The organism is Candidatus Poribacteria bacterium (assembly GCA_009839745.1).
Classification (GTDB): domain Bacteria; phylum Poribacteria; class WGA-4E; order WGA-4E; family WGA-3G; genus WGA-3G.
In genome coordinates, this window is the sequence record VXPE01000027.1 from 26,002 (window position 1) to 43,750 (window position 17,749).

The 17,749-nt window shown below is 45.6% G+C and carries 11 protein-coding genes; 9 read left to right on the forward strand and 2 right to left on the reverse strand.

The window, feature by feature from the left end:
* The first annotated feature begins 126 nt into the window (after nucleotides 1–126).
* Genes F4X88_03850 through F4X88_03865 form a run of 4 tightly spaced genes read left to right on the forward strand, consistent with a single transcriptional unit; the run spans nucleotide 127 to nucleotide 4,932 of the window.
* Nucleotides 127–582 (forward strand): hypothetical protein, encoded by a 456-nt coding sequence (locus F4X88_03850; GenBank protein MYA55408.1) that lies wholly within the window; start codon nucleotides 127–129, stop codon nucleotides 580–582.
* Nucleotides 583–594: 12 nt separating this feature from the next.
* The gene (locus F4X88_03855; protein ID MYA55409.1) at nucleotides 595–1,377 is read left to right on the forward strand and encodes a DUF1828 domain-containing protein; all 783 of its coding nucleotides are present in this window, start codon (nucleotides 595–597) and stop codon (nucleotides 1,375–1,377) included.
* 56 nt (nucleotides 1,378–1,433) lie between these two features.
* Nucleotides 1,434–3,536 carry an N-6 DNA methylase gene (locus F4X88_03860; GenBank protein ID MYA55410.1) on the forward strand — a complete coding sequence of 701 codons (2,103 nt, stop codon included), beginning with the start codon at nucleotides 1,434–1,436 and terminating at the stop codon, nucleotides 3,534–3,536.
* Nucleotides 3,537–3,540: 4 nt separating this feature from the next.
* Complete coding sequence (locus F4X88_03865; protein MYA55411.1) at nucleotides 3,541–4,932, forward strand: hypothetical protein; 1,392 nt, start codon at nucleotides 3,541–3,543, stop codon at nucleotides 4,930–4,932.
* 25 nt (nucleotides 4,933–4,957) lie between these two features.
* Here the strand turns inward: F4X88_03865 and F4X88_03870 are convergent, their stop codons facing one another.
* Nucleotides 4,958–6,814 carry an AAA family ATPase gene (locus F4X88_03870; GenBank protein MYA55412.1) on the reverse strand — a complete coding sequence of 619 codons (1,857 nt, stop codon included), beginning with the start codon at nucleotides 6,812–6,814 and terminating at the stop codon, nucleotides 4,958–4,960.
* Nucleotides 6,815–7,332: 518 nt separating this feature from the next.
* Here F4X88_03870 and F4X88_03875 point away from each other — a divergent pair.
* Both F4X88_03875 and F4X88_03880 read left to right on the forward strand, forming a co-directional pair.
* Nucleotides 7,333–7,716: a hypothetical protein gene (locus F4X88_03875; protein MYA55413.1), complete on the forward strand. Its 384-nt coding sequence runs from the start codon at nucleotides 7,333–7,335 to the stop codon at nucleotides 7,714–7,716.
* A 113-nt stretch (nucleotides 7,717–7,829) separates the two neighbouring features.
* The gene (locus F4X88_03880; protein MYA55414.1) at nucleotides 7,830–8,972 is read left to right on the forward strand and encodes a transposase; all 1,143 of its coding nucleotides are present in this window, start codon (nucleotides 7,830–7,832) and stop codon (nucleotides 8,970–8,972) included.
* A 247-nt stretch (nucleotides 8,973–9,219) separates the two neighbouring features.
* Here the strand turns inward: F4X88_03880 and F4X88_03885 are convergent, their stop codons facing one another.
* Nucleotides 9,220–9,585, reverse strand: a complete 366-nt coding sequence (locus F4X88_03885; protein ID MYA55415.1) for a hypothetical protein — start codon at nucleotides 9,583–9,585, stop codon at nucleotides 9,220–9,222.
* 433 nt (nucleotides 9,586–10,018) lie between these two features.
* Here F4X88_03885 and F4X88_03890 point away from each other — a divergent pair, with 433 nt between their 5' ends.
* The 3 genes from F4X88_03890 to F4X88_03900 all read left to right on the forward strand — a co-directional run bounded on the left by F4X88_03890 (nucleotide 10,019) and on the right by F4X88_03900 (nucleotide 17,625).
* A complete protein-coding gene (locus F4X88_03890) occupies nucleotides 10,019–13,141 on the forward strand; it encodes a glycine--tRNA ligase subunit beta (GenBank protein MYA55416.1) in 3,123 nt (1,040 codons plus the stop codon).
* Nucleotides 13,142–13,281: 140 nt separating this feature from the next.
* Nucleotides 13,282–17,154 (forward strand): HEAT repeat domain-containing protein, encoded by a 3,873-nt coding sequence (locus F4X88_03895; GenBank protein MYA55417.1) that lies wholly within the window; start codon nucleotides 13,282–13,284, stop codon nucleotides 17,152–17,154.
* Nucleotides 17,155–17,301: 147 nt separating this feature from the next.
* Nucleotides 17,302–17,625, forward strand: coding sequence for an NIPSNAP family containing protein (locus F4X88_03900; GenBank protein MYA55418.1), 324 nt, complete (start codon nucleotides 17,302–17,304; stop codon nucleotides 17,623–17,625).
* Nucleotides 17,626–17,749: the final 124 nt, after the last annotated feature.

Genomic DNA, 17,749 nt, shown 5'->3' on the forward strand with positions numbered 1-17,749 from the left:
AAACATTGGCAATTTTGGTATAATGTGATATACTTTATTATATGATTTAAGCGTTGGTAAGAAGGACATCTGTCCATCTGTACCGATGAATCTACCGTAGTAAAAGTTTGTCAGTGGACAGCATTAATGGATATAAAATATACCGATCAACAAATAGCAGAACTAATTAATGAGCGTAAGGTTTTGCCGGATGACTGGCGTACTCAACTGGATAAAAGCGATAGTTTATATATCATTGGGGAAAGCGAAAGCCGTTTTCGCCTCATAACCAATGTAAATAAAAAATATCCATCAGATTTCTCGGTAATTTTAGCGGTTATAAACCCTAAAAAGGGAGCAGACTTTCGGATCCGCCGCTATAATGGTATGCATAAACGTCCACACATAAACAAAATTGAAAAACAGAAAATTTTCGGTTATCACATACATTTTGCTACAGAGCGATATCAGGAGAGAGGTTATGATGAGGAAGCTTATGCAGAAGAAACAGACCGCTATGATAACCTTAAAGGGGCACTACATTGTCTGATACAGGATGCCAATTTTGAATTACCAGCACAGCTGGAGTTAAAACTTTTTTAGGAGGTGAGATCAATGTCAATCAAAACAATAGAAAAAGACTTTATTAATAAAGTCTCTGCAGAAATACAACTTTTAGCAGATGGCAAAGATCGTTTCCTCGTCTCAACTCCCTTCCATTTCAATGATGGAGATCAGTTAGTTATTGTCCTAAAAAAGATGGGGGATAGGTGGATCCTTTCAGATGAAGCACATACCTATATGCACCTTTCGTACTATATGGACGAACAGAGACTTCATAGTGGGAATCGCCAGAAGTTAATTCTAAAGGCTTTGTCCATGTTTCAAGTTAAGGATTATGATGGCGAATTAATTATTGATGTATCCGATGAGTGTTATGGAGAGGCTCTTTATGACTTTGTCCAGGCTCTACTCAAAATAATCGACGTTACGTACCTGTCAAGAGAAACGGTTAGATCGACATTTATTGACGATTTCCAAGCCTTCTTGTATCAAAAGGTAGAATCAAACCGTATGACATTTAACTGGCAACATCCGACGAATGATCCCGATGGGATTTACAAAGTAGACTGTAGGATAAACGGGAAGGTTCCACCCCTATTTGTGTTTGCACTTAATAGTGATACTAAAACCCAAGCAGCAGCACTTACATTACACCAATTCAAGGCGTGGGGTATTGACTATCGACCTCTGGGTATCTTTGAAAAAAAGAATACGACCACTCGCGATGTGTTTTTGCGTTTCAACGATGTTTGTGAAACACATTTCACTGACATAATCCAAAGTAGCGAAGAAATTGGGCAATATTTGAAAAATTATATATCAGATGAAACATAACAATTATTGTCATAATAGGGACTTGCAAACTCTACTTCGGCGATATAGGAAAATCCATGACCCAACCCGACATCATCCAAACTATCCTCAAAGACAGCAATTACCACCTGGATCTCTTCACAGACCCTGAAGTTCAAACGTTGCGCCAAAAAGTTTTCATCAAGACAGCGAGAGGCAAAGAGACACCACACATTAAATGCATAATTCGCAATAGTGAAATCCAACTAAAACCTGAAGAACTGATCCGCCAACTCTACGCGGCACGGCTCCTGAATCGGTATCATTATTCCCCAGATCGTGTGAGATTTGAACACCTCGTAAATTTCGGTAGAGAAAGAAAACGCGCCGACATCGTTATCCTTGACAAGGACAGACCAGACACCCCTTATATTATTATTGAGGTAAAGAAACCGAAACTTCAAGATGGTAAGGAGCAACTCCGTTCCTATTGCAATGCGACTGGCGCGCCCATTGCCGTATGGACAAATGGACAACAGATTTCACACTACCACCGGAGAGATCCAAACTACTTTGAAGACATTACTGATATCCCTGATGCCGAGCAGACTTTGGCGGATATCCTTAAAGAACACTTTACCCTTAAAGATCTCATTCTTAAGGACAAACTCACTACGGAGCACAAGTCCTTAAAAGAGGTCATCTTAGAATTAGAGGATGAAGTGCTTGCCAACGCGGGGGTGGATGTTTTTGAAGAGGTTTTTAAGCTCATCTTTACTAAGCTTTATGATGAATCGCTGAGTTACAAAGACAAAGGCGTTATTGACTACTTTGTCCGTCAACAGCAGAGCGGTGCTCCGCAACAAGAAGGTGGAATAACTTATGACATGAATTATGAGGTTATTAGGCTGGCAGCAGCGTCGATTTCGGACGATGGATTTCGAGCTATGGAGTTTAGGAACACAGGTCAAACTGGTAGTGAACTCAAAACCAAGATTCAAAGGCTTTTTGACGAGGCAAAGAATCAGTGGAAAGGCGTTTTTCCCGAACATTCAACGTTTGAACTCTCTGATAGTCACCTATCCGTCTGCGTGTCCAGTTTGCAAGATGTTAAGTTGTTCAATTCCAACCTACAAGTCGTGGACGAGGCGTTTGAGTATCTCGTGAGTAAATCCGCCAAAGGCGAGAAGGGACAATACTTCACCCCGCGGCACGTCATTGATATGTGCGTGAAAATGCTTAACCCGCAGTCCGGCGAGTATATGATCGACACTGCCTCCGGCAGTTGCGGGTTTCCGGTACACACAATTTTCAAACTGACTGGAACACTTTTCACCAATTCGGAGATTCTGGATACCGACAGAGGACACATCCTCAAGGTGTTTGGCATTGACTTTGATGAAAGGACAGTCAGGGTTGCCAGAACCCTCAATCTGATTGCAGGAGACGGTGAAACAAATGTTTTGCACCTCAACACATTGGATTATGACCGCTGGAGTGACAGTACAGAGGAGAACAGTAGGTGGGTTCGTACCTATGGAGACGGTTTCGATCGGCTTAAAGCATTAAGAACCGAACCAGGGAGAGACAAACTTTTTAGCTTCGACATCCTAATGGCGAATCCACCTTTTGCTGGGGACATCAAGGAGAGCCGCATCCTCCACCAATACACCCTCGGCTTTAAAGGAAACGGTAAACCACAAACCAAGGTGGGACGCGACATTCTATTTATTGAGCGTAACTTGGATTTCCTCAAACCCGGTGGACGCATGGCAATTGTGCTTCCGCAAGGCAGATTCAACAACGCATCCGACAAGTATATCCGCGATTTTATCGCGGAACATGCCCGTATTTTGGCTGTAGTCGGGCTGGATACCAATACTTTCAAACCTCACACCGGCACTAACACGAGTGTTCTATTTGTGCAAAAGTGGAACGATGATCCGTCCAAAGGTGCCCTTTGTCCTGAAGTTGAGGACTACCCTATCTTTTTCGCTGTCTCCAAGAAAAGTGGAAAGGATAATTCCGGCGATTACGTTTTTCTCGAAAATGGCGCTGGGCAATACAAATTAGACAAAAACGGACATCTGATTGTTGAACACGACCTACACAATCACAATGGGGAACTCTCTGACGGGATTGCGGAAGCCTTTATTGAATGGGCAAAGAGCGAAAATTTGAGTTTTTGGTCTGGAGAATAAAAATTTGCAGTTCAAAATCAGAAAACTATCTCACCTATCCTTGCATCCTGACTTTCGTTGGGATAGTCAATACCTAAGTTGCGAACCTTACAAAAATGAAAAACTCCAGTACACTCCTATAGGAAATACGCTTATTTCAAGTCAATATGGCGTTTCAATTGAAATGAATGAAGACAATATAGGAACAAAAATTTACAGGATGAACGAAATTAGCAACATGCTGTGTGACCCGAGCATATTAAAGCACGCAGAATTAAGTGATAGTCAAATCGCGTCATACAAGCTGGAAGATAGAGATGTTCTGTTTAATAGGACAAACTCGAAAGAATTTGTAGGAAGAACGGGTATATTCAAGAAATTCTCGGATGAAAATATTGTCTTTGCATCCTACCTTGTCCGCATAAATCCCGATCCAGAAATCGTTACGCCTGAATATTTGACAGCGTTTTTGAATACCAAATACGGTATAATTGACATCAAGCGGCGAGCAAGACATTCAGTTAATCAATCAAATGTTAACTTAGAGGAAGTAAAAAGGATAGAAATACCACTTTTAGGCAATCAGCTTCAAAAGGAAATAACATCATCGTTTGATAAAGCTTTTCATCTAATCCAATCGTCAGAGAAGGTATACCACCAAGCACAAACCTTACTTTTTACCGAACTCGGTCTCGCAGACTGGCAACCGGAGCAGCAGCGAACCTTCGTCAAAAATTTTTCGGACACCGAGCGCGCTGGACGCATTGACGCGGATTACTTTCAACCGAAATATGATGAAATAGAAAAGGGAATAGAAAACTACTCCAATAGATCTAACAAAATTAAAAATGAATTCAAACAGAACAAAAGTACTTTTGAAGTAGACCCAGAAAAATTATATCGCTATGTGGAGATAGGAAGCGTCAATGTTTCCACTGGAGAGATAGTACCGGAGGAAGTCTTGGGTAAAGATTTGCCTGCAAATGCGAAACGCGTTTTGAAAAAGGGCGATGTTATTATCTCTAAAGTTAGAACCTACAGAGGCGCGATTACTATCGTTCGAGAAGATGGGTATGTTGGAAGCGGGGCATTCTGTGTGTTGAGTGAAAATGGTCAAGTTAATAAAGAAACTTTATTGGCGTGTTTACGTTCCAAACTTTTTCTAACGTGGTCCTGGAAGCCCAACACTGGAACGTCTTATCCCACATTGAACGACGATGACATTTTAGATTTTCCTATTCCTATTCTTCCCAAAGAGAAACAGGTTGAAATGCAACAGAAAGTCGATGAATCTTTTAGTTTACACAAGCACGCCAAAGACCTTCTGGAATATGCCAAACGCGCTGTGGAAATCGCGATTGAGCAGGACGAGCAGACTGCTATCAACTGGTTGAAATCCGTTTCGCAATTGCCTTGAAAAATGCTTGTTATCCGGGTAGCGGTTACTGGATTGTGGGTAACTGATGGGCTTCAATAAATGCCTTAAGAATACCTACTACTTCTTTAAACTTCTCAAAGTCATTAGGATTCCTTCGCTCCTCACAAATCCAAGTGCAAAATTCCTGCTTCTTGAAATCATGAATTACATTAGATTTGCCGTGGATTCCTTTTTTCGGTTTCTCTTCATAGAAACAGTCTGTGAAAAGGTGTGAAGGAAAGAGGTTTTCAATTCCTCTCTTTTCTTCGGTATCTTCAACATTCTTTGGAATTGATCTTATCCAAAGTTTCTCAATTTGATCGTCAGGCTTATTTGCATCCCAATCATAAAGGAGCAATATGGCATGGTTGAAAGACAACGGGTGAGCCGCGTAAATTTTGTGGAAGTTATTTAATCCTGTTTGTCCTCCACCGGCGTTCCCCTCGTCGCCTTCTTTACCAACAGGTCTGATATCCAAAGAGTTTAGGAGTTCTTCTTCACTGAGCAGCTCTAATGCTGTTTGAATATAACACGCATCTGTCTTTCCTTCCGTCAACACAACAGGTTTTGTGGCATTGGCGATAAGTTGTTTTGTATTTTCTTCAAAACGTTCTGTAGTTTTATAGTATTCAAATGCCTTTCCGAATTCAGAATACTTTTCACTATTAATTCTATCTCCATCTGGCATTTCAAGAATTGTAACCCTGTCTACACCAAATCTTTTTTCCATACCGAGCAGAAACAGCGGAGAATGAGACGATACGATAAACTGGACCTTCGGGAACAGACTTATAAGTTCGGGCAGGACATCGTGCTGGAGCGTTGGATGTAAATGAGCAGCAATTTCATCTATGACAACAAGACCTGTAATCTGAGAAAGATCTACGCTTCTGTTGAGATCAGTCCGTTCACCATACCTAATAACTGTCGCAAATAGGTGGAACAATTGAGATTGCCCCTCTGATAGTGACTGTAGTGTAGGGATAATTCGTCCATCGCTCATCTTGATACTAATTCTTGAAGGTCCAATGTTACGAAAGTTTAGCATTAACTCTGCAGTTCCGTCTTGAAGTATTGCCTGCAATATGCGTTCAACATTCTTACGGGCTTGCCTAAACGTGTGTCTATTCACCATATTGTTCACTATAGGTGATAATTCCAGCGGCATTGTAATTTGTTGTCCTTGTAGAGCGTTTACAAAATTGTTAAGTTTCTGTTGTTCATCAGGATCAATCAAAGAATCAAGAAATACATCTAACACCCAAGAAATATTTTCCTCAGCACAAGTTTCTATCCAGAGAGGTTTATCAAGTCGTCGACTAAAACGTGACGAGGAAGAGGTCGGATGTGTTTTTAAACTCTTCGGATTTAACCAATCGGGATCTTCACGACGACTTGCGGGAAAAAAAGCGTATGCCCCGCTTTTCATTTGAGTCCCAACAATCTTTTCGTTGGCCGATACATTTTTATGGTTTCCATCTGTTGGCCAGTTCCAGACTGGAGTAAATACAGATTTCACGCTCGGTGAATAAGACACTGCATCAAGGACTCCAGATTTTTCACAGTAGTGTAAGTTGTCATTATTCGCTTTGAAATGAAGGAGGCTTAGACTAAACCGTTGTCCACTTCTAATTGCCCTTGGATGAATAACTCGGAAATATGGTATGCGACCTGAACTATCGGGAAGGACTATGTCTTGGAAGGCTTGTTTCGCGAATTCAGTAAGTGCATCAACGATGTAGGAAAGAAAAATAGTTTTGCCAGATCCGTTGGGACCCACAATCACTATAGGGAGGGGGTTTCCAGCGTCATCAAATGGTGGCTTTACATGGCATTCTGAAATAGGGCCGGTATTTTGTAAAAAGATTTCATGAAAATACATAGAGCCTCTTTTAGAAATTGGTAATCTTGGTTTTAATAGAACTTAGGCAAGTGCAATGAATTGCGCTACTACGAACAGCACTGGTTTTGAGAAAAACGGATATTTTCAAGAGGTTGTGTTTATAGTAAGGAAGACCTTTATGAACTGTTTGCGTGAGTCCTGTTTAATATCAGTTTTGTTTAATTTTTAATTGTAACATGTTAAATTGCCTCGTGGCAAATTAAAATGGGATATAGAAAAGCGTTGTAATTTACCCTTTTTCTCGTAACTTACGCGATCACGCTAAGGATCTCCTGGAATGCATCAAAAGTGCTGTGGAAATCACAATTGAGCAGGATGAACAGGCTACTATCGACAGGCTGAAATCTGTTGCTTTCACTTGATTTTCTTTCAGCGGCATGTTATTTTTTATATAGGGACGACCAAAACATAGAAAAGCGACAAAGGACGTGCTGTGAAAGGCAAAGACGGACAATCATTGATGCTCACTGTCCGAAATGCCGAAAACGGAGGGAACAATGAAAGTTAATTTTGAGCAGAAATTTAAAGAAATTTTAAAAGAAGAGTCAAAAGGCTTTGGTATAGATTGGAAATTAGTAGAAATCAAATCTACATCCTATCAACTGACTGATCTTCCCGCGACTCTCGATGAATACACTGCGAAAATGAGAGTGATAGAAGATGAAATTCCTGATAAGGATATAGATAACTGGTTCAGATCTCATAAGTTCATCTATGCCATGATGTCAAAACATGTTAAGACTGAATTTGATGATATTGATATGCTGACATTTGATGTCGGAACTATTGAATCTATTGCCATCAATTTCTTCGGGCAGGGGACTCCATGCTTTAGCGTGGAGGGGAATGCCCGCTCTTTTTTTCTTGACAAAAACTGCTAAGAAATGTTATACTATTCTTACCAGTTGGAAACCGACATTCTCAGCATTACCGCTTGGTAATGTGTCTGCCAACCCACTGAGAAGGGGTTAAAGAACTGGTAGCTGGTAACACTGTGAGAACTTACAAATATCAGATACGCGAGCATCCGCAGAATATGCGCTTGGGCAATATGCTCGATGAACTTTGCGACGTGCATAATCACTTCCTTGCTTTGGAAAATCGATATTACCGCATCTATGGGAAATATGCCGGCAGGTATCGCCTGCAACCGCACTTGACGAAGTTGCTCAACCGCACCAAGCGACAGTGGGCATGGATACCCCGTGACACGCTTGACGCTGTTATTATTCGCTTGCACCTTGCGTGGGAAAAGTTTTTTGATTTTCTCAAAAAGGGAAAGCGAGGCAGACGCGTCGGTCCCCCGAAGTTCAAAAAGCGTGATAAATATCGATCTGCGAAGTTCCCGTATGCCTATAAACTTCAAGAGGGGCGTGTCCGTATCTCTTTTAGAGTGTGGAATCCTATTTCTGAAAAGTTCAACAAGTATCAGAAAATCTACTTCTCTTTCCATCAGCATCGTCAGTGGCATGGCGATGTCCGTTATGTCCAAATCGGTCGGGACGCTGCCGGCACGTATTGGCTCTATGTTGTGACAGATAACACCTCCCCAAAAGTGCTGTCCGCTACAGGTGAAAGCGTAGGGATAGACTTTGGCATGGAAACCTATCTGACACTGAGCACCGGTGAGAAGATTCAGCATCCACAACCCCTGAAACAGTCCTTGAACGAACTCCGAAAACTCAATAAAGCCGTGAGTCGCAAGCAAAAAGGGTCTGGCAATTGGTGGCGTGCTATCCGTCAACTCGCACGGCTTCACGTGAAAATCACGAATCAACGCAGAGATTGGCACTACAAACGCGCCACTGACCTGTGTCGTCAGTTTGACAACATTGTCACCGAGACACTGAACCTTGAGGGAATGAAACGCCTCTGGGGACGTAAAGTCTCTGACCTTGCTTTTTACCAGTTTGTTGAGATATTGAAGTATAAGTGTATCAAACATAAGCGTGAGTTCTTTCAAGTTGGGCAATGGATTCCGACGACGAAACCTTGCTCGGAATGTGGGCATCACAACGAAAATCTTTCTCTTTCAGATAGGCAGTGGACGTGTCCCGAATGTGGTTCACACCACGATAGGGATGTCAACGCTGCGATCAACATTCTTCGGGGCTGCTTAGATCCCCTTGTGGAGTAGATGTAAGTCCTTCTTCGGAAGGCGAACTACGATGAAGCACAAGCCCCACGCTTTAGCGTGTGGGTGCTATTGACGAAAACTCGTGATGCCTTTAAAGACTTTCAGGAAAAGTGAAGGATAAGTTATGATTAAAGAACTGAGATAGGTTGCAGGAACCCTTGAATCGATAGTTGAGCGGTGTGGATTCCAATTTCCTGTCAACCGATCGAAACTTTTAGATCCCCCCCCCGCTTGAAAAGGCACGCATTCACAACCCAAGTGTTGGTAATATGAAGTATCTTACTAAAATAGTTGTTGCTAAACCTACTCCCGCACCTACCAGCGTCATTGTTGTTCGCTCGCTTTTCGCAGCCTGCTTGTAGACAACCGTATAGGTCTCAACATAGTCAGGTGATTTGCCAATCAACCTTTCAACAGGTATCGTTGGTTCGGAAAGGTAAGCAAAACCTATAGCAAATAAATTACACGCATAGCCACCGAGTAACCATGTGATCCCGGACGTATCCACTTTAGCATCCCGCCTCGCATCCGTTGCGGCTTGTGGATTCAACTGTGCCTGTAGGGGCGCAACGCATACGAATACACATAGAAATATAGATAGCGTATATCTCATGACCGATCTCTCCCTATATTCACACAAACTTGATTCTGTAACGATTTTAGCATTTTTTGTATGTATGTGTCCAGTTAAAAAGATGTGAAACCCAGAGGCATTCAGTCAATTCCACTCTGAAATCCAACTCTTATTTTCAGAGTAGCATTTTCCTCTGAAATGCCATAAAAGCACGGATCACCTTGGTTCGTGGCTGTTTTTCCTATCTCAATTTTTCCCATTTTACTCTGAATACTCTGAAATCCGAGCACTTTTCCATAGTTTCACTGCCCATAGAATCCGAGAAATCCGTATCATCCGCCAAAATCCGCTATTCAGACAAACATCCGCCAACTGCGTACTCCTGAAAATCCGTTGAATTAAAAATATCTATTGTGATACAATAACTACTTGACTTAATCAATCCAAATGGAGCGTGGAAAGAAAAACAGATATGACTCTTCAAGAAATAATTTTAGCGTTAGAGAAATTTTGGGCAGACCACGGGTGCATCATCCAGCAACCGTGCGATATAGAAGTCGGGGCAGGCACATTTAACCCCGCAACATTTTTGCGATGCCTCGGCCCAGAACCGTGGCGCGTGGCGTATGTGGAGCCTGTGCGCCGTCCAACCGACGGCAGATATGCCGAAAATCCTTTCCGTGTTGGGGCATATTATCAATATCAGGTGATACTCAAACCAGCACCTGAAAATGTGCTTCCGCTCTACCTTGAGAGCCTTTATAGTCTCGGCATTTCACCCCGCAAGAACGACATCCGATTTGTAGAAGACGACTGGGAATCACCGACGCTCGGTGCCTCTGGACTCGGCTGGGAGGTCTGGTGGAACGGCGCGGAAGTCACACAATTTACCTACTTCCAACAGATGGGGAGCATTGACCTGGATCCGATATGTGCTGAGATTACTTACGGACTTGAGCGCATCGCTCTCTACTTACAGGATGTCGATGACTTTTTTGACATCCGCTGGAACGAACACGTCAATTACGGTGATGTCCACCGGCAGAGCGAAGTGGAGTACTCGACTTACAACTTTGAGCGTGCGGATGTAGACATGCTTTTTGAGTTGTTCAGCACGTATGAGAAGGAGACCCACGCGTGTTTAGATGCGGGGTTAGTGCTACCTGCAACCGATCATGTCTTGAAATGTTCACATACCTTCAACATGTTGGACGCACGCGGGGTCATCAGTGTCACGGAGCGGGTGAGTTACATTGAACGTGTCCGACGGCTTGCACAGCGGATCGCACGCGCGTATGTCAAACAGCGTGAAGAGATGGAACACCCCCTCATGGGACGTTTTCACATAGAGAGACACCCCACTGCGGTAGGTGCGGTTTCTAACCAGGGTTCCCACCCGTTACTGGGAAGGGACACTGAATCAGCCCCCACCGCGGTAGGTGCGGTTTCTAACCGCACTGAAACCGCTGACCTCCTCTTTGAAATCGGCACGGAAGAGATACCTGCGAGTTATGTCCCGCCTGTCCTTGAACAACTACGCGAGATCGCGACTGAATCCCTCACAAATCACAGAATCCCATTTGGCGAAGTTCAAACACTCGGCACACCGCGTCGTATCACGCTCAGTATCAAGGACGTAAGAACGCTGCAGGAGAGCCAAGAGACAGAGGTCGTGGGACCCCCGAAACGTATCGCCTACGATGAAAACGGCGAGCCGACAAAAGCCGCAATCGGTTTCGCAAAAACACAGGGTGTTGACTTGACAGCACTCCGTATTGTTGAAACGGAACGCGGTGAATATGTCGCTGCCTCCAAACTCGAAACGGGTGGCCCAACACGAGACATCTTGAAAACGCTGTTAACGGAATGGATTGAAGCCCTCCGTTTTCCCAAAACCATGCGTTGGGAGACCGACGCCGAAGAACCGCGGGCATTCGCTCGCTTTGCGCGTCCCATCCGATGGCTCGTGGCGTTACTCGGAGATGCTGTTATCGACTGCCCCTACGGTGCCGCACACGCAGGACGGTTAACCTATGGGCATCGCTCCTTACATCCTGAACCGATAACTTTAACTTCTGCCGACTTAGACACGTATATTGAAAAACTGCGTGCTGTTGATGTCATCGCCTGTCCAAAAGAGCGCAGGGACACAATCGAGAAACAGGTCAGAGACGTTTTTGAGGGCGAAGGATGCCTTCCAAAACTGGATGAAGAATTGCTGGATACAGTGAACTATCTTGTAGAGAACCCACAACCGATCGTGGGCAATTTTAGTGAGTCGCATTTGGAAATACCGTCTGAGGTGTTGATTACCGCAATGAAGACCCATCAACGCTATTTTCCGATGTGGAGAAGTGAATCTGTCCTCGCCCCGAAATTCGTCACGATTTCCAACGGGACGGACGGGAATATTGACGGGGTTCGGCACGGGAATGAACGCGTCCTCCACGCCAGACTCAACGATGCAGAGTTCTTCTACAACGAAGACCAGAAAACCAGTCTCGCTGATAAGGTTGAACGTTTAGATGCCGTTGTCTTCCACGCCAAGCTCGGTTCACTCTGGGATAAAGCCGATCGGCTTAAAGCGTTAGTTCAGTTCATCGGAGCAGAATTGCAAGTCCCGGAAACAACCGTCGGTCATGCAGAACGCGCAGCATGGCTCTGTAAAGCGGATTTGACGACGCAAATGGTGATCGAATTTCCATCATTGCAGGGAATTACGGGGAGATATTACGCAGAGAACGGTGGAGAAGCGGAACCTGTTACGACGGCTATTGCTGAGCATTACCAACCGCTCGGTGCTGATACGCCGCTACCTGAAACTGAAGTCGGCGCGCTCGTCGCAATCGCCGATAAGCTTGACACGATTGTCGGGTATTTCGGTATAGACGAACGCCCCACGGGTTCACAAGACCCATACTCCTTAAGACGACATGCCCTTGGCACAATCCGAATCCTCCGAGACCGGAAACTACTGCTGTCTTTAGATACCGTTGTCGAAAAGGCGATCTCCCTCTATACCGTCGAATTAGCCGAAGATACACGAACGAGTGTTCTTAACTTCATTAAAGAACGCCTACGCGTTATTTTGCTGGAGACGCATCGATATGCGCCAGATCTCGCCGATGCTGTCTTGGCGATTGGGACCGTTGACATCATTGATATTCTCGAACGCGCCAGTGCACTTGCCGAATTTCGCTTGACACCAAATTTTGAGGAAGTGTATAATGCACTCAATCGAGTATTGAGAATTTTACCGCCGGACGCGCCAGAAACTGTAGACGCTGCACTCCTGCAGGACGCTGCTGAGAAGCAGTTGTATGCCTGTATCACCGACGCAGAACTCTTTTTGGCGCAGTTCACAAGCCAAAACTTGCAAGACAGAAGTCAGCAAAGCATTCGGGAACGCGACTACGCGAAACTACTGACGCAACTCGCTGCTTTACAACCCGCGATAGATACATTCTTTGATGATGTGTTGGTTATGGCGGAGGATCCATCGCTGCGCGCGAACAGATTGGCGGTATTGAACCGAATCGGACGGAATATCTACGCTGTCGCAGACCTGACAAAACTCGTGATCGCTGGAATTTAATTTATTGCTCCTGGACCGCTCTCCAAATGTAAAGCAAAGACAAATTATGCCATTTAAGGAGGACATAATTTCATTACGAGCAGGTTTCCGATTAGTTTTACTGGGTTTGGGAATTTTTGACTTTAAGGAAAAATTAAAAAATGAAGCAACACCTCTTATGTAATATATTGAAGATTTGTATCCATTTCTCGCTCATCGTAACTACTGCCCTCGTGATAGGGTGTGGTGAGAAAGAGAACAGGGACATTATTGAAGCGCGAGCTGCTATCGTTCGCGGAGATTATGCTGCTGCACAAGCCGCGGTCCAGAAGACAGATGCTGCAAATCAGGAGGCGCGACACCTCAAGGCTTTCCTGCAAAACCGCACGCGCACTGAGACGGAAGGGTGGCACCAAGCGATTGCGCAATCGAACGCTTATCTTGAAACGCTCGCGGCAGACATCCTCGCTATCTCGTTGATGGAAGATCCGGATTCTGACGACCTTGATCGACAAGAGAGACTTGTCCGTTCGCAGAACGCCATCTCTGGGCTCTTCGCTGTATCGCTCGTTGAAGCGGGCGGAAAACGTCCAGAATTGCTCTCTGAACTCGTATCGCATTCGGATGCGGCTGTCGTTATAGGGGTTTTAGCCGCAGAAAAATGCTATCAACCGCACGCGCTCGCAGCGGTCTCAGAACTCATGACAAAACTCGGAAATGGAGAAGCGGTTGTTGAACGCTTGCAGCAGGCGATGCATCATAAAGATACAGCCATACAAAAGGAGGCTGTCCGTTATCTTGGAGCGATGCGGAATCCTGAACTCATCCCAATTTTTGAAGGAGCCCTTGCCGAAACGAAAAATGACCCTGAAGTCGCCTACAGAGCAATCGTCGCGCTTGAACAATCCATCGGTGTCGTAGAGGTTGGGTCACCCAACCCTTACGCAGCCATTGTGCCGGGACTCCAACTCGCCCTCAGACACAACAGTGCACAGGTCCGAATGCACGCCGCGAAACTCCTCGGAAGGCTCCAAACAGAAACAGCTGTGCCTGACCTCGTCCGACTTCTCGCAGATCCGAACAGTTACGTCAAAGATACCGCCATAGACGCGCTGAATCGTATCGGGGAACCCGCCGTGGCACCACTCCTTGAGGTATTAGACACTGGCGCCCGAAACCTTATTCCCGATGAAGACCTCGGCTTTGCCACAGAGTATCGGTACATCGCGAGTGCTTATATTGATAGTTTATGGATGAAAAAATATAGGAGCGGAACCTTATCAGCCGCGATCCAAGCACTCGGGTTGCTCAAAATGGGAGATGGCGTAAAGCCACTCATAGACGAATTAAAAAATGAAGATTTGCAAGATGAAGCGTTGGCAGCACTCATCGAAATGCGTGGCGTTGCCGTGCTACCGATGATCGACGCACTCAAAAACGGCACAGACGAAATCCGAGTGAAGGTCGCAGATGCGCTCGGACAAATCGGGGACCGGCGCGCAATTGTTCCGCTCACTGAAGCATTGGATAGCGATCCATACAAAGAGGTAAAAGCACTTGCAGCCGTCGGGCTTGGTAATATGCGGGCACGCGGCGAGAATAACGGGGTAGTCGTCGCTCTTACGAACGCACTCTCCTATGACGATACTACTGCGACAAATGCAGCAGAGGCACTCGGAAAAATTGATGTATCCACAGAAGATACCGTTCAAAAATTGATTCTCATAGCGATGGAAAAAAATATGCGAGAGACCTTACGCATTGCCGCGCTTACGGCACTCTGGCGGCTCAAGCCTCAAGAAGCAACGCAGCCGATGCTACTTCTGATGTTCAGTGACGAGACCAGTCCAGTCTTACGCGCGAATGCTGTCAAGGTATTGAGCCGAATTCAAGCCCCTGAAACGATTCCTGTCTTACTCTGGGTGCTTTCCACACAATTTGACGAAATTTCAGATTTTCAACGGCACATGAAACGGGAATACAAAACGCTGGATACACTCCGAACACAGGTTGACACCTTCCAGATTCAATGGACGCCTGACTATCCACGCGCAAATTATCGGACATGGGGTGAACTTAAACCGATTCCAAGTCTTGTTCGAAGTGAGGTCGCTCGAGCACTCGGTATCATCAAAGGGGACACTGTCGTAGAGCCTCTGGCAAACGCACTTCGGGACGATGGACGCGCAACCGTCCGACAAAGCGCAGCGTGGGCACTCGGTGAAGTTAAAGGGGATGATGCCATTCCACCGCTGGTTACTGCGTTGAGAAAGGATAAACAGGGGGCTGTCCGACAGGAAGCAGCGATCGCACTCGGGAAAATAAAAGGACTGAAGGTTGTTGATCCGCTCGTAGATGTTCTGAAAAACGATAAGTATGAAACCACGCGCTTTCAAGCCGCAAAGGCACTCCTGGAGATTCAAGCCGGGGATAAAGGGCTTGTTGATATTATCAAGAAGGGCTTGGGGAGTTTTGATGATGGATACGAGGTGCAATCTGTTCAAGACCAGGTTATTGCCTCATTAATCAAAGATAACAACATTCCAACAGCCGAATTCGCACTTGATGCTCTGAAATCTGCAGAGGATGAGTGGACGAGATGGGCACTCGTTCATGTGATCGGAGCGAGTGCGAAAAAGGTTGCCGTTGATGCAATGCTGGTGGAATTGAAAAATCCAAGTTATGTCGTTCGGAGACGCGCCGCCGAATCGTTGGGTGGGTTCAAAGAACGCCGGGTTGTTGAACCGTTAATTCCTGTTCTCGAAAACAGAGATGAGATGAAATCCGTTCGCGCAGCAGCAGCCGTATCCCTTGGCGCTCTCAAAGATGAACGGGCCTCTACCGCGTTGCTAACTGCACTCTCCGATGAAAATGCCGAGATCCGATTGCAAGCCGCTGTCGCCTTGGGAAAACTCAAGGATACCAAAGCGATTCCGAGACTGAGTGAGATCGTTGAGGATCCATTAGAACCGGATACTGTCCGTAACGCTGCTGTGGCAGCACTCGGCAATATTGGGAACATGGCAGCGGAAGCCGTCCTGATGCGTGCTTTGGATGTCCGGATCGGAGATATATCAAAGAATGCTGTTGTTGCTTTGGGGCAGCTCAAAAGTGAAGCAGCGGTTCCGGCGTTAATCGCTATTTTGGAAGACAAACGGGTCGTGTTGGATGCGAGTACCGATGCGTTGGCGAAGGCTTCTGCTCGGACAAAAGCCGCAACGGCACTTGGTGAAATTGGAGGCACCCGTGCCGCTGAAGCGGTTGGGAGACGGCTCGTTGATGATGCGGAATATATCGTCGCATTGGAGGATGCCGCAAATAGGAAAGCCATCGGCGCAGACGACCTGAAACGGAATTGGAGTTGGGAAGTCTTCGTCAACGCCGCTAAAAAACTGGATTTACCAGCGTTTGTCGCACCGAAAATGGCAGCCCGCGCTGAGGATGCGTGGGAAAATCACCAAGTCAGAAATGCGGCAATGGTTGTGCTCGGTCGGTGTAATACAGCGGATGTTGCCTTAGACCTTTCACAACTCAGACAGCGGTTAGTTGATCCAAATGTTGACATCCGGAAAGCCACTGCACTTGGCATTGGGCAAGCCGGAATCAGTGGACTCATACCGGAACTCGTGCAGATAATGAAAGGCGGAAGCGAACCCGAAAAAGATGTCCGCCGAGCAGCAACGCAGGGACTTGGTGAGTTGGCTGATGAAACAACAACCGACGCACTTATTGAAGTGATGAACAACGATGAAAACCACGTCGAAATTCGACGCGATGCATCGCGGGCATTGGGTAAAATCGCGACGGACACGGCGGTGACAGCGTTGGTGGAAAAACTAACAGCACTCCATGAAGCTCAGATTACAAGAGGCTTCCGTCTTGATGCTATCAAGGCGCTCGGAGATGCTAAGAACTCGAAGGCAGTAACGCTGCTTGAATTGATTCTCCAAGATCAGGACGCTGAAATTCACTTCCAAGCGGCAGCAGCACTCTTTGAAATTACAGGTAAAGGCTACGGTTACAACCGATTGTAAGGATTTTTAATAGAGCGATTTTCGCTCTGCCTTCCGCACCATAAACCCGTAGCCCGTAACATAGTGGAGAACGGATTTAAGGAAAACACTTCAGACTCCTAACCTACGCCGTTTCTCCGCAAGGTATAATTAAAAGAGGAGATTTTTATGGCTTTTTTTGAACTACGACAGTATAGAACGAAACCCGGTCAACGTGAGAATTGGGTGAAATACATGGAAGAGACCGTCCTTCCGTTCCAAATTTCTAAAGGGATGGTTGTGATTGGCAGTTTCATCGGTGAAGAAGAGGACGATCTCTACGTCTGGATTCGGCGGTTTGAGAGCGAAGCGCAGCGAGAACAGCTCTATGCAGCGGTTTATGAAGACGACCGATGGCTAAATGAAATCTCTGCCCGCGTCGGCGAACTGATTGACAGAGAACAGATCCTTGTGACACGATTGGAACCCACTTCACGCTCGGCACACCAATAAGGAAAATAGGGCTTACGTAATTTATTATAAAGCGAGCGTAAGCCCAACCAACGGGCGGGCTGGTTTGACGGAAAGGCATATGAAGCCCCAATCCATCTAACCGAACCGCAAGGAAAATTTAAAA

Excerpts from the sequence above, each read along its gene's own strand:
- F4X88_03890 (MYA55416.1), top strand. The coding sequence starts at position 10,019 with ATGACTCTTCAAGAAATAATTTTAGCGTTAGAGAAATTTTGGGCAGAC.
- F4X88_03895 (MYA55417.1), top strand. The coding sequence starts at position 13,282 with ATGAAGCAACACCTCTTATGTAATATATTGAAGATTTGTATCCATTTC.
- F4X88_03875 (MYA55413.1), top strand. The coding sequence starts at position 7,333 with ATGAAAGTTAATTTTGAGCAGAAATTTAAAGAAATTTTAAAAGAAGAG.
- F4X88_03885 (MYA55415.1), bottom strand. The coding sequence starts at position 9,585 with ATGAGATATACGCTATCTATATTTCTATGTGTATTCGTATGCGTTGCG.
- F4X88_03860 (MYA55410.1), top strand. The coding sequence starts at position 1,434 with ATGACCCAACCCGACATCATCCAAACTATCCTCAAAGACAGCAATTAC.
- F4X88_03850 (MYA55408.1), top strand. The coding sequence starts at position 127 with ATGGATATAAAATATACCGATCAACAAATAGCAGAACTAATTAATGAG.
- F4X88_03870 (MYA55412.1), bottom strand. The coding sequence starts at position 6,814 with ATGTATTTTCATGAAATCTTTTTACAAAATACCGGCCCTATTTCAGAA.
- F4X88_03900 (MYA55418.1), top strand. The coding sequence starts at position 17,302 with ATGGCTTTTTTTGAACTACGACAGTATAGAACGAAACCCGGTCAACGT.
- F4X88_03855 (MYA55409.1), top strand. The coding sequence starts at position 595 with ATGTCAATCAAAACAATAGAAAAAGACTTTATTAATAAAGTCTCTGCA.